Annotated in this window: 14 protein-coding genes; 4 read left to right on the forward strand and 10 right to left on the reverse strand. The window is 65.7% G+C overall.

Features of this window, described 5'->3' with window-relative positions; genetic code table 11:
* Positions 1 to 26: 26 nt before the first annotated feature.
* From ACIGGF_RS10345 to rfbD, 3 genes are read right to left on the reverse strand one after another with little or no spacing between them, the layout of a single operon-like run.
* A complete protein-coding gene (locus tag ACIGGF_RS10345) occupies positions 27 to 1,121 on the reverse strand; it encodes a sugar phosphate nucleotidyltransferase (RefSeq protein WP_397521247.1) in 1,095 nt (364 codons plus the stop codon).
* Positions 1,111 to 2,022 (reverse strand): glycosyltransferase family 2 protein, encoded by a 912-nt coding sequence (locus ACIGGF_RS10350; protein ID WP_397521248.1) that lies wholly within the window; start codon positions 2,020 to 2,022, stop codon positions 1,111 to 1,113. The genes ACIGGF_RS10345 and ACIGGF_RS10350 overlap by 11 nt, the downstream gene beginning before the upstream one ends.
* Positions 2,023 to 2,056: 34 nt before the next feature.
* The gene (gene rfbD / locus ACIGGF_RS10355; RefSeq protein ID WP_397521249.1) at positions 2,057 to 2,911 is read right to left on the reverse strand and encodes a dTDP-4-dehydrorhamnose reductase; all 855 of its coding nucleotides are present in this window, start codon (positions 2,909 to 2,911) and stop codon (positions 2,057 to 2,059) included.
* Positions 2,912 to 3,425: 514 nt separating this feature from the next.
* Here rfbD and ACIGGF_RS10360 point away from each other — a divergent pair.
* Positions 3,426 to 4,856: an LCP family protein gene (locus ACIGGF_RS10360; protein WP_397521276.1), complete on the forward strand. Its 1,431-nt coding sequence runs from the start codon at positions 3,426 to 3,428 to the stop codon at positions 4,854 to 4,856.
* 57 nt (positions 4,857 to 4,913) lie between these two features.
* On the forward strand, positions 4,914 to 5,630 hold the full coding sequence (locus ACIGGF_RS10365) for a TIGR03089 family protein (protein WP_397521250.1): 717 nt from the start codon (positions 4,914 to 4,916) through the stop codon (positions 5,628 to 5,630).
* A gap of 25 nt (positions 5,631 to 5,655) precedes the next feature.
* On the opposite strand, the gene ACIGGF_RS10370 is transcribed toward ACIGGF_RS10365, so the two are convergent.
* Genes ACIGGF_RS10370 through ACIGGF_RS10380 form a run of 3 tightly spaced genes read right to left on the reverse strand, consistent with a single transcriptional unit; the run spans position 5,656 to position 7,794 of the window.
* Positions 5,656 to 6,039: a hypothetical protein gene (locus ACIGGF_RS10370; protein WP_397521251.1), complete on the reverse strand. Its 384-nt coding sequence runs from the start codon at positions 6,037 to 6,039 to the stop codon at positions 5,656 to 5,658.
* A complete protein-coding gene (gene purE, locus ACIGGF_RS10375) occupies positions 6,036 to 6,548 on the reverse strand; it encodes a 5-(carboxyamino)imidazole ribonucleotide mutase (protein ID WP_397521252.1) in 513 nt (170 codons plus the stop codon). The genes ACIGGF_RS10370 and purE overlap by 4 nt, the downstream gene beginning before the upstream one ends.
* On the reverse strand, positions 6,541 to 7,794 hold the full coding sequence (locus tag ACIGGF_RS10380; RefSeq protein WP_397521253.1) for a 5-(carboxyamino)imidazole ribonucleotide synthase: 1,254 nt from the start codon (positions 7,792 to 7,794) through the stop codon (positions 6,541 to 6,543). The genes purE and ACIGGF_RS10380 overlap by 8 nt, the downstream gene beginning before the upstream one ends.
* A gap of 147 nt (positions 7,795 to 7,941) precedes the next feature.
* Between ACIGGF_RS10380 and ACIGGF_RS10385 the strand changes: the two genes are divergently transcribed.
* Complete coding sequence (locus tag ACIGGF_RS10385; RefSeq protein WP_397521277.1) at positions 7,942 to 8,502, forward strand: GtrA family protein; 561 nt, start codon at positions 7,942 to 7,944, stop codon at positions 8,500 to 8,502.
* Between the two features lie 6 nt (positions 8,503 to 8,508).
* On the opposite strand, the gene ACIGGF_RS10390 is transcribed toward ACIGGF_RS10385, so the two are convergent.
* The 4 genes from ACIGGF_RS10390 to ACIGGF_RS10405 form a co-directional block, all read right to left on the reverse strand.
* Entirely contained in the window at positions 8,509 to 9,828 is a 1,320-nt protein-coding gene (locus tag ACIGGF_RS10390) for a sensor histidine kinase (RefSeq protein ID WP_397521254.1), read from the reverse strand.
* A 6-nt stretch (positions 9,829 to 9,834) separates the two neighbouring features.
* Positions 9,835 to 10,515, reverse strand: coding sequence for a response regulator transcription factor (locus ACIGGF_RS10395; protein ID WP_397521255.1), 681 nt, complete (start codon positions 10,513 to 10,515; stop codon positions 9,835 to 9,837).
* A 39-nt stretch (positions 10,516 to 10,554) separates the two neighbouring features.
* The gene (locus tag ACIGGF_RS10400) at positions 10,555 to 11,154 is read right to left on the reverse strand and encodes a PH domain-containing protein (protein ID WP_397521256.1); all 600 of its coding nucleotides are present in this window, start codon (positions 11,152 to 11,154) and stop codon (positions 10,555 to 10,557) included.
* Between the two features lie 171 nt (positions 11,155 to 11,325).
* A complete protein-coding gene (locus ACIGGF_RS10405) occupies positions 11,326 to 12,153 on the reverse strand; it encodes a biotin--[acetyl-CoA-carboxylase] ligase (RefSeq protein WP_397521257.1) in 828 nt (275 codons plus the stop codon).
* 95 nt (positions 12,154 to 12,248) lie between these two features.
* Between ACIGGF_RS10405 and ACIGGF_RS10410 the strand changes: the two genes are divergently transcribed.
* Positions 12,249 to 12,577: carboxyl transferase domain-containing protein (locus tag ACIGGF_RS10410; RefSeq protein WP_397521258.1), on the forward strand; the 329-nt coding region annotated here is incomplete at its 3' end.

Here is a 12,577-nt window from a genome sequence, read left to right on the forward strand (position 1 = left end):
CCCGACGCCGACGTCTGCAGACCGAGTCAGACGTCGGTGGAGAAGCGCACTCCTCCGTCGGGCAGTTTGACGCCGGGCCACACGCGTGCGCCGCGAAGCAGTTCACAGCGGGCACCGATGTCGGCACCGTCACCGATCACCGCGTCCCGCACCAGGGCCCGGGGCCCGATGCGGGCACCGAAGCCGAGAATGGATCGTTCGACGACGGCACCGGCCTCGACGACGGCACCGTCGAACACCACGGCACCGTCCAGGCGCGCTCCGGCCCCGATCTCGGCCCCGCGGCCGACGACAGTCCCGCCGATCAGCAGTGCCCCCGGTGCCACCCCTGCGCTCGGGTGAACCAAGGATTCGCCGCGTTCGCCCTGCAGTGCGGGCGACGGTGCGATGCCACGAACCAGATCGGCCGAGCCCTTCACGAAGTCTTCGGGTGTACCCATGTCGCGCCAGTAGGCGCTGTCGACGTGTCCGTAGACCTTCTTGTCCTCGGCGAGCAAGGCGGGGAACACTTCTCGCTCGACCGACACCGGGCGGCCGGCCGGAATGGACTCGATGATCTCGCGTTTGAAGATGTAGCAACCGGCGTTGATCTGGTCGGTCGGCGGATCCTGGGTCTTTTCGAGAAACGCTGTCACGCGGCCGGATTCGTCGGTCGGCACGCAGCCGAACGCGCGGGGGTCGCCGACCCTGACCAGATGCATCGTCACATCGGCATCGGTGGTTCGGTGCGTGTCGAGAACCGCTGTCAGATCGGTGCCGCCCAGCACGTCTCCGTTGAAGACCATGACGTTCTCCGCGCGCAGTCGCGGCAGAACATTCCTGATGCCTCCACCGGTACCGAGCGGCTCGGTCTCGAAGACGTACTCGAGTTCGATTCCGAGCGAGGACCCGTCTCCGAAATGCTGCTCGAACACATCGGCTTTGAACGACGTGCCGAGCACGACATGCTGGATTCCAGCAGCCTTGATTCGAGCCAACAGATGGTGGAGGAACGGCAGTCCTGCGGTGGGGAGCATCGGTTTGGGTGCCGACAGTGTCAGCGGTCTGAGCCGAGTTCCCTTGCCGCCGACCAGAATGACTGCGTCGGTGCGTGCGGCAACCGATGGGGAACTATCCGACATGTCCAGCCTCTGTTCTCTCGTCCGTGAGTTGTCCGTCGACTTCGCGGGCCCGAAGCGCCGCGGTCACAACGATCTTCGAGCGAAGACCGAGACCACCGCGCAGAGCCAATCGTAAAGGAGCCTGCCACGTCCGGGGGTGCCTGTCGGCTTGGAAGCGATACGCACTGGTGTGATGTGCGGGCAACATCACTTCGGGATGCCGTCCTGCTGCATGCCCCTTCGAGTGAGTCACCTCGACCCCGGGAACGTAGACGTTGTGCCAGCCCGCTCGGCCGAGCCGATCACCGAGATCGACGTCCTCCATGTACATGAAGTAGCGCGAGTCGAATCCGTCGATGGAATCGAACGCCGACCGCCGCAGCAACAGGCACGATCCCGACAGCCACCCAACCGGGCGCTCTGCCACTGTCTCGTTCTCCTGGCGATACCGCCGAGTCCACGGGTTCGTCGGCCAGAGCTTGCCCAGAACCGCGTGTCCGGCACCCGACGTCAGATCCGGCACCGACCGCGCCGACGGGTAACGAGAGCCGTCCGGCTCGCGAATGAGCGGACCGAGAGAACCGGCGCGGGGCCACCGAGCTGCTGCATCGAGGAGGCCGTCGAGCGAACCCGGGTGCCACCGCACATCGGGGTTGGCGACCACGACGAATTCCACGGCCGGGTCGACGGCGGCGACCGCACGATTGACCGCCGCTCCGTACCCGATGTTCGCGCCGGTTCGCAGCAACTCCGCCTCGCCGAACGCTGCCTCGGCGGCTTCGGGCGTGCCGTCGACCGAGCCGTTGTCGGCCATGATCACCCGATAGGGGCGCGTCGTGGCCGCACGCAGAGACGTCAGAAATTGATCCAGGTATTCGCCGGGCGAATAGGTCACCGTCACCACGGCCAGCTCGGAACTCACGCGGGCAAGACTAGCCCGAGCGTGCGCGAAACCCTCATGTCGACCGTGCCAGGGCCGCTGAGAGCGCCGCCGACCATGGCCGCGCCGGGGTCAGCCCTGCATCGATCCACGCGGACGGCGAGAGCACCGAGTAGGCCGGTCGGGGGGCAGGCACGGCGTATTCGGCGCTCGAACACGGCAGCACCCTCGCTGCATCGGCACCGATGTGCGTGAACACCGCACGAGCGAGCTCGAACCAGCTGGCCTGCCCGGCGTTGGTGTAGTGCAGCGTCCGTCCAGACAGGGTGGGGTCGGCGTGGATCTCGAGCAGGCCCGACGCCAGGTCGACGGCGAACGTGGGAGACCCGACCTGGTCGTTCACCACCGACAGCGTCTCCCGCTCCCCTTCGAGTCGGCGCATCGTGGTCACGAAGTTCTTGCCGGTGTTGTCGTACACCCATGCGGTCCGCACCACGACCGCCTCGGGTAGTTCCTCACGTACGGCGTTCTCGCCGGCCAGCTTGGTGCGGCCGTAGGCCGACCGAGGCGCGGGTGTCGCATCGACCTCGTACGGTGTCGTCGCTGTGCCGTCGAACACATAATCGGTGGATACGTGGATCAACCGGGCACCGACACGCCCGCAGGCGCGCGCGAGATTTCGAGGCCCGTCCGCATTGATGGCCATGGCCCTGGACTCGTCGGTCTCGGCAGCGTCGACCGCGGTGTAGGCGGCGCAGTTGATCACCGTCGCTCCCGCGCTCACCGCGGCAGCGACCGCATCGGCATCGGTGATGTCCAGGTCGGCGGACGAATACGCGGCAACCTCGTCACCGTCACCTCGTTCGGCGGCGAGGGCCACCACTCGGCGACCCAACTGGCCGTGTGCACCGGTCACCACGATCGCATTCACGGTTGCCAAGTGTGGCACGCCGGGTTCGGTTGGGCGAGGCAACGACCGCCGACAAGTAACCTTCGAACGGCGGGGGAAACGAAGTAATCGGCCGGCGAGGCCGGCGTGGAACGAGAAAGGGTCGTGAACGGTGCCACGAGATTCAGGCACGACCGGAGGTGAGCGCATTCCCCCACCGCGGCGGCGCACTCCCCCGCGACCCGACGCTGTCGGCGCACATGATGCGCGCCACTCCAGCGATCCCGACCCGCGAACGGCACGTAGACACCCCGACGAGATTCGGCCCCGCGAAACACGACCTCGCGAACCCCGGTCCCGTGAACTCAGGTCCCGCGAACTCAGGTCCCGCGAACTCAGGCCCGGCGAACGAACTCGAGCCCACCGCAGCGATTCGACCGAGAGATCGCAGCGGCCGAGGCAGCGTGATCGTCGCGCCGGCGTCGGTCGACCCGAATCCGAGGACGGAACTGCTACCTCGGTCACCGGCCGCCGGTGGCCGGCGACTCACGTCGCGATCGCAGTCCTGTCGGTTCTCGTTCTGCTCGTCACCGGTTTTGCCTGGCGCAGTGTCGACAGTCTGCGATCGAACATTGCCACCGCGGGTGGTCTCGGTCTCGGCGGCGCGGCCGACGGTGCAATCGATATTTTGATGGTCGGCACGGACAGCCGCACCGATGCGCACGGCAACGCCCTGTCGCCTGATGAACTCGCGTCGCTCAACGCAGGCGAGGAGGTGGCGTCCAACACCGACACGATCGTGCTCATCCGCGTCCCCAACGACGGGTCGTCGGCTACGGCCATCTCGATCCCGCGGGATTCGTATGTCGAGGTACCCGGGATCGGGATGTCGAAGATCAACGCCGCGTACGGCGCGACCAAGGAGAACAAGCGTCTCGAACTCGTGCAGCAGGGCGTCGTGGACGCCGACGCAGAATCCCAGGCAACCGAGGCCGGCCGTGAGGCGCTGATCGACTCGGTCGCCAACCTGACCGGCATCACCGTCGATCACTACGCCGAAGTGGGTTTGCTCGGCTTCGTACTGCTGACCGATGCCGTCGGCGGCGTCGAAGTGTGCCTCAACAATCCTGTACAAGAACCACTTTCGGGTGCCAACTTTCCTGCCGGTGAGCAGAAGCTGGCCGGTTCCCAGGCTCTGAGCTTCGTTCGACAACGGCACGACCTTCCCCGCGGTGACCTCGACCGCATCGTGCGCCAGCAGGTGTTCATGGCCTCGCTCGTTCGCAGTGTGTTGAGCGCCCAGACACTGAGCAACCCCAGCAAACTGGGTCAACTCAGCACCGCGGTGCAACGCTCGGTGACGCTCGATTCCGACTGGGACATACTGCAGTTCGCGACACGCCTGCAGGATCTCGCCGGGGGCAAAGTCAAGTTCGAGACCGTCCCCGCCGTCGACATCAACGCCACCACCGACTACGGCGAATCGATTGTTCAGGTCGATCCGGCCGCGGTGAAGAAGTACGTGGCTGGTTTGCTCGGCGACGGCAATTCCGCGGAGAGCAATGCCGAGAATTCCGACGCCCCGGAGGTCGATCCGTCGACGGTGACCGTGGACGTCGCGAACGACAGCGGAATCGACGGTCTCGCCAACGGCGTTGCCGGTTCGTTGACCTCGTTGGGGTATGCGGGCGGAACCATCGGGAATTACGAGGGGACGTCCATCTCGGCAAGCCGTATCCAGGTTGCCGACGCGGACAGTGACGCCGCGAAAGCCGTCTCGGATGCGCTCGGCGGACTGCAGATCACCGCCGACGACACACTGGCGTCCGATACGGTTCGGGTGGTGCTTGCCGACGACTACGCGGGCCCCGGTTCCGGGCAGGCAGCAACAGCCGAAACCAGTGCACCCGAGGCCGGTACCGCACTTCCCGAAGCACCCGCGCCGCCGATCGACGCCGGCTCCACCGGCCCGATGTGCGTCAACTGAGCGATACCGCTCGCAGGGTGTGACTCGGCACCGAAGACCGTCATCTAGGGTGCGTGTGTGGCCTCGAATCTGACCAAGACCCTGCTCGACCCGATTCTCGCGGCCGACCCGGCCGGTCCGCGCATCACGTTCTACGACGACGCGACCGGTGAGAGGGTGGAGGTCTCGGCGGTCACACTCGCGAACTGGGCCGCCAAGACGGCCAACCTGTTGCGCGACGAGTTCGCGTTCGAGGTCGGCGACAAGGTCAGCGTGTTGCTACCCGCGCACTGGCAGACCGCCGCGGCACTACTGGGCACATGGTGGGCCGGCGGCGACGTGGTTCTCGGTGCCGACGATTCCGCCGTCGTGGCGATGGTGTCGGCGGAGCGTCTCGACGAGGCACCCGAGGTCGACGAGGTACTCGCCTTCTCCCTCGACGCATTCGGCAAGGCTGTTCCGGATCTGCCGATCGGAATGACCGATTACGCAACCTCGGTGCGGGTGCACGGTGATCAGTTCCAGATCTCGGGCAGCGGCACCGGAGCTACGGCACTCGACGGTCGTTCGGTGGACGAGGTGCTCGCCGCGGCCCGCGCGAGGGCCGACGCCCGTTCGTGGACAGCCGCCGACCGCGTGCTGTCGAGTGCTTCGTGGAACACCGCCGACGAGGTGATCGAGGGGTTGTTGTCGGTTCTCGTCGCGGGGGCGTCGTTGGTCCAGGTGGCGAACCCGGACGAGGCGAAGACCGGGCGGCGCACCGAGACCGAGAAGGTCACCGAAACCCTCACCTGACCCGGCACGCTGGGCAGGGCAACGCTCACCCGGGCAGCCGATAGCCGCCGTCTGCGAGACCCGCCTCGATTTCGTACTTGTTCGCGGGACCCCGGTGCCGTGCTTCCTCGGCGAGGTAGCGGAACGGGAAGGTCAACCCGAAACGCGCCCACTGATCCGCGTGTACGGCTTCGTGTCGCAGCACCCGACGAGCGGTGTTGCCCTTCGTCAGATAGGCCCCGCCGAACGTGGTTCCGCCGCGACCGAATCCACCGCGGAGGCCGGTGCACACGAAGATCGAGAACTCGTCGTCGAAGTGCACTTTGCCGCGCCAGAGTCGGGCGTAGACCAACGCCAGCCGGGTCACGAACCCGGCCTGTCGGCTACCTCGGCCGGCGAGCCGGATCTGCTCGCTCCGTGAGACGGTCACCCGAGCAGGGTGGTGCGCAGCGCTTCGTCTTTCTCCAGCACCATGGCCTCGAGAGAGTTCTGGAACGCAGACATGCGCTCTTGCAGAGCCGGATCGGATGTACCGAGAATCCGGACCGCCAGCAGGCCCGCGTTGCGTGCACCACCGATGGAAACCGTGGCCACGGGAACGCCGGCGGGCATCTGAACGATCGAGAGCAGCGAATCCATCCCGTCGAGGTACTTCAACGGCACCGGCACCCCGATCACCGGCAGTGGCGTCGCCGACGCCACCATCCCGGGCAGGTGCGCCGCTCCCCCGGCACCGGCGATGATGACCCGGATCCCACGGCCGGCGGCATCACGCGCGTAATCGAGCATCCGTTGCGGAGTTCGGTGCGCGGACACGACACCGACCTCGAACCGAATTCCGAACTCGGCCAATGCTTCTGCTGCAGCTTCCATGACCGGCCAGTCGGAGTCGCTGCCCATGATCAGCCCTACTGCGGCGGTAGTGGAGTTGTCAGTCATCGTGCGGATCCCATCCGTCGGTCCATTCGGCGTGCGACATCCAGTGCGCTGCCCGTTCGGCGCGCTCCCGAACCGAGGCCACGTAGGCAGGATCGGTGAGCGAGCCGGACGATGAGCCCAAGATGTTCACGTGGCCGATCTTGCGGTCCTTGCGCTCACCCTTGCCGTACAGGTGCACCTTCGCATCGGGCATGCGGGCGAACAGGTGATGCAGCCGCTCGTCCATCGTCATCTCCGGTGCATCCGGTGCGCCCAGGATGTTGGCCATCACGGTCAGCGGAGCAAGTGGGTCGGTGTCGCCGAGTGGATAGTCCAGCACAGCTCGCAGATGCTGCTCGAATTGCGACGTGCGGCACCCGTCCATGGTCCAGTGTCCGGAATTGTGCGGCCTCATCGCCAGCTCGTTCACCAGCAGCTTGCCCGAGGTGGTCTCGAACAGCTCGACTGCCAGATCTCCGACGACGCCCAGCGCGCCTGCGATGTCCAGCGCGAGCCGGCCTGCATAGGTGGCGACGTCCTCGTCGAGATCAGGAGCGGGTGCCAGCACGACGGCGCACTGGCCGTTGCGCTGCACGGTTTGCACGACGGGCCATGCGGCGCCCTGACCGAACGGCGATCGAGCGACCATGGCCGACAGCTCGCGGCGCATGGCGACCTTCTCCTCCACCATGAGCGGGACACCCAGGTCGAGTTGAGCAGTGACGATCGCCTCGGCTTCCTCGGCGTCGGCGGGCATCCAGACCCCGCGACCGTCGTATCCACCGCGAACCGCCTTGAGGACTACCGGCCAGCCGTGCTCGTCGCCGAACGCGATGGCGTCCTGCGCCCAGGAAACTTCGGCGTAGGCCGGACCGGGTGCGCCCAGTTCTGCCAGTTTTCGGCGCATCCGAAGCTTGTCCTGCGCAAAGATCAATGCGCTCGGTGGCGGCTGCACGTTGACGCCTTCGGCGACCAGGGTCTCGAGGTGCTCGGTCGGTACGTGCTCGTGGTCGAAGGTGAGCGCGTTGGACCCGGTGGCGGCAGTGCGCAGCGCATCGAGGTCGTCGTGATGACCGAACACGACGTCGGGACTGATCTGGGCCGCCGGCTCGTCGGCTCCCGCGGCCAGGACTCGGAGAGTCTGCCCGAGTTCGATCGCGGACTGGTGGGTCATACGTGCGAGCTGGCCGCCGCCGATCATCGTCACCACGGGCATTCCGGTCGACGACGGGCGCGCAGCGGTGGGGCGCGGTTCGGTACCTGTCACGGCTCACCATGGTGTCACGTCGTGCGCATTCGGTCCGAACCGGCAGCCGCACACCGGACCGTCGACCATCGCGACGAGCTGTGGAAACCCTGATGATGGGAGCGTCGGTTCGCCGGATCGCCCGTGCGTTTCGTAGACTTCACCGTTGTGCCGACGATCGACAGCGTGCTTCGACGCTTACCCAAGCCCATCAGGGATCTTGCGATTCGGCACAGCGAGCTGATCAAATTCGCCATCGTGGGTGGTACGACGATGGTCTTCGACCTCGTCATCTTCTATTCGCTGAGTCTGACGGTGCTCGAGCAGAAGCCGGTGATCGCCAAGATCATCTCCGGCGTCCTTGCCACCCTGCTCAGCTATTTCCTCAATCGCGAATGGGCCTTCAAGCATCGCGGCGGACGCGAGCGACACCACGAGGCGCTGCTCTTCTTCGGCATCAGCGGAATCGGCGTGCTCATCGCCGCCGGTCCACTGTGGATCGCGAACAACATCTTCGACATTCGCGACACCAGCGAGTCCCTGACGATGGTCGTCATCATCGACTTCGTGCTCAACTACATCATCGGCAATCTTCTTCAGATGGCGTTCCGCTTCTGGGCGCTTCGTCGATTCGCCTTTCCCGAGGAAAATGCGCGGACGATTCTCGAAATAGACGCCGAACGCAACGAAGGCCCTACCGACGCTGCGGACGCACTCGACCAGCCCTGAGCATTCTCAACGCGGTTCACGTTGCGCCGCCCTGGGCGACGGCTCACGCCACGCCGGGATGAACACCGAGAACAGCGCGGGTCGGCGACGTTGCAACTCCAGCCTCCCGCCGTCGGCCTCGATCAAAGCCCGAGCCAGAGCCAGTCCGACGCCGGTGGATCCAGCCCCGGAGAACCCGCGATCGAAGATGTGCGGAGCCAGCTCGTTGCTTACTCCCGGACCCTCGTCGGATACCTCCACGCAGACCAACCGCTCCCGTCGTCGGTCGCTGCTCTCGACCGCCGAGACCGCGCGCACGGAGACCGTGCACGTACCGTCGCCGTGCACCAAGGAATTGTCGACCAGCACCGACACCGCCTCTCTCAGGCGCGATCCAGTCACCGACGCCTGGAGGTCCATATCGCCCTCGAGCACCAGACTGCGGCCCGCGTCCTCGAAGTTGCGCCGCCATTCGACGATGGTGCCGGTCAGTTCCTCGATGACCGAGACCTCGTGCGAGCCGGCCGCACCGTCACTGCGGGAGGACCGAACGAGTTCGTCGATTCCGAGCGTCAACCGATCGACCTGGTCCATCGCCTCGTTCGCCTCGTCCACCACTGCCGGATCCGGGTGTGTGGATATTTCGTCCAGACGTAGCCGGACCGCCGTCAAGCGGCTGCGCAGCTGATGCGAGACATCGGCAACCAAGGTGCGCTCACGCTGCAGGCGGCCGGCGATCTCGACGGTGGCCGAGTCGAGCACCTCCGAGACCCGGTCGAGCTCGGGGATCTTGTGCCGTCGTGGGTCCGGCCGAAAGTCGCCCTCGGCGAGTCGAGCGGCGCGACGGGCCACATCCTGCAGCGGATCGGCCAAGCGCTTGGCCGTCAGAACAGCAACTACGGTTCCCGCCATCGCGGACGCGAGAACCACCAGAGTCACCGCTCCGAGCGCTTGGCGTTGCAGGGAGCGCATGTCGTCGGACGGGACTTCGAGTCGAAGCGAACCCGAGGTACCCATCGACAACGACTCCACGAGCGGACGATCGACAGCGGCCTCGCCGATGTCCGCGCGTGACGCGGCATCCTCAGGAGTCGGGTAGATGACCACCAGCCGTCCCCCCTGCGGGATCGCCAGTCGGAGCGAACCGATGTCGAGTTGGCCTTCGATCAGACCCGCCGACCCCTCCTGCGAGATGATCTCCGCCGCCATCCTGTCGAGCCGGGCCTGCAGGTCGTTGCGGGTGAAGTCCTCCACCCACAACCACGCCGTATACATAAGAGGCAAACCGAGCAACAACGCCGTCATGACTACGACAGCGAGGATCGAGACCAGAATTCGACGCCGCATCGACTGTCAGTCGCTGTTGATGCGGAATCCGACACCGCGCACCGTCGCGATGCGACGTTCGGCTACCGGCCCCTCGTCGCCGATCTTGCGACGCAACCACGACATGTGCATGTCGAGCGTCTTCGACCCACGAAGTTCGGCATCACCCCAGACCTCACGCAGGATCACATCTCGAGAGACCACCTGGCCGGCGTGATCGAGCAGAACCTTCAGTAGCTCGTACTCCTTGTTGGCCAGCGAGATCTCGGTGCCACCGACGAGTACTCGACGGGCGGCCGGCTCGAGGCGAATGGCTCCGACCTCGATCGGCGAGTCGTCCCCGGCCCCGCGGCGTCGAAGCAGAGCACGCACGCGCGCCATGAGCTCGGCAAGCCGAAAGGGCTTCCCGACGTAGTCGTCTGCACCGGCGTCGAGGCCGACGACGAAATCGACCTCGTCGGTTCGCGCGGTGAGCATCAGAACGGCCACCTCGGATCGATTGGCCCGAACCTGACGGCACACCTCGAGCCCGTCCATGCCGGGAAGGCCCAGATCCAGGATCAGCAGATCGAATTTCCCATCGAGAGCCCGCTGGAGGGTGGCAGGACCCGTTTGCTCGACGGTCACCGTGTACCCCTCACGTCCGAGGGCGCGGGACAAGGGCGCAGCGATGGCTTCGTCGTCTTCGGCAAGCAGCACGTCGGTCACATCGGTCACCCTACGGTTCGAAGGTGAGAGCAGCCTGTGTTACCTGCGTTTTCCAGCACGCCAACCGGGCTTGGCGTCGACGGGAGAATCCGGCGGCATCGGCTCGAATTCGGGCTCCCGGCCGCGTACGGAGTCCCGGCGATACTCCATCGAGTCGAATACCTGCTGGTAAAGCAGAGAATGGACGCGCTGTACGTGCGGAATGTCGTCGAACTCGAGTGGATCGTCCGACGCCGAGGCAATGATGAGCGTTCCGGTACCCAACATCCGATCCAGCAGGCCGTGTCGAAACTGCACATTGCTGATTCGACTCATCGGAATATCGATGCCGGAATGGGTCAGGACGCCCTGACGAATCAGCACGCGACGGTCCGTGACGATGAAGTGCGTGCACTTCCACCCGATGAGCGGTGCCAGACAACGCCATCCCACGATCACCACCCACACCACCGCCGTAGCAATCATGGCGATCTCAGCGGCAGCCGATTGCAGTCGCGCACTCGCGACGCCGAGCGCCACACCGGCAAGGCCTGTGGCGAGTACGAACGTGATCGACGGAAGTATCAGCATCTTCCAATGCGGGTGATGATGAAGCAGAAGCTCTTCCTCGTCGGCCAACGCATCCTGTGGATACCCCACCTGCAACTCCTGCCTACTCGCCTACTCGCCAACAAAGTCACTCCGCAGGCTGCGCTCCTGGCCAACAAGGTCACTCCGCAGGCTGCGCTCCTGGCCAACAAGGTCACTCCGCAGGCTGCGCTCCTGCATTTACCGGTCACTCCGCAGGCTGCGCTCCTGCCCGAGATGGTGTCACGACACCGGTCGAAGATGAGTGACGTCACCGGCCGCGACTGCCAACCGGCCCGAATCGGGGTGCTCCAACTCGATCACCATTCTGCCGTGTTCGTCGACGTCGACGGCGGTGCCGAATTTCTCCTCCCCGCCGGGAAGATCGACGCGGACGCGTTGGCCTATGGTTCCGCAGCGATCCCGGTACCGGTGCGCGAGTGCATCGGTACTCCAGTTCGAGTCACGCCAGGAGTCGACTTCGGCGGCCACCCCTCGCAGAATCGCGCGCACCAACGTGTCGCGATCGAGAACAGCAGCCTTCTCCAGTGCGAGCGACGTGGCCGTGGATACCGGCAACTCGTCCTCCGTCATGGACACGTTCACCCCGAGTCCGATGACCACCGTCGGCGACGGTCCGTGCGCGGCTACCTCTGCGAGGATGCCCGAGACCTTCTTTCCTTCGATCAGGACGTCGTTTGGCCACTTCAGTCGCGCATCGACTTCGCCGACGGTCCGTAACGCGTCGACCAGCGCGATCCCGGTCATCAGCGGCAGCCAACCCAGTACCGCGGGGTCGATCCCCGGAAACTTCAGCAGCATCGACAGCAGGATCTGCGAGCGAGGGGCACCCGAGAACGACCGCGAGTGGCGACCGCGCCCACTGTCCTGGTGCTCGGCGATCAGAGCGGTCCTATCGGCGTAGTTCGCTGCTCCGGCGACCAGGTCGGCATTGGTCGAACCGGTCACGGTCACCACATCCAGCCGGGACCACGACGCCTGGGGTCCGTCCACCAGTGCGCGCCGCAAAGCGCGGACATCGAGCGGTGGCCGATCGAGATTTGTCCACATGGACTTCAGCATATGGGCATCGGAAACACCGGGCAGCGGCGGCGAACGACCCTCGGTCGGGTCGTAGATCACACTCGCAGTTAAAGTGTTGCCCCATGACCAGCGTCCAGGATTCCACTGCACCCGGGTCGGCCGAAACCCCCGATATCCATACCACTGCGGGTAAATTGGCCGATCTTCGTAAACGTCTCGCGGGTGCGGAGCATCCCTCGGGTGAGGCGGCGGTGGAGAAGGTGCACGCGAAGGGCAAGCTGACCGCCCGGGAGCGGATCACCGCGTTGCTCGACGAGGGTTCGTTCGTCGAGCTCGATGCGTTGGCGCGGCACCGCTCCCAGAATTTCGGGTTGGGGGACAACCGTCCCCTCGGTGACGGTGTGGTCACCGGCTACGGGACCGTCGACGGCCGCGATGTGTGTGTGTTCTC

The sequence above is a fragment of the Rhodococcus sp. NPDC078407 genome, from assembly GCF_044542515.1.
GTDB lineage: Bacteria > Actinomycetota > Actinomycetes > Mycobacteriales > Mycobacteriaceae > Rhodococcoides.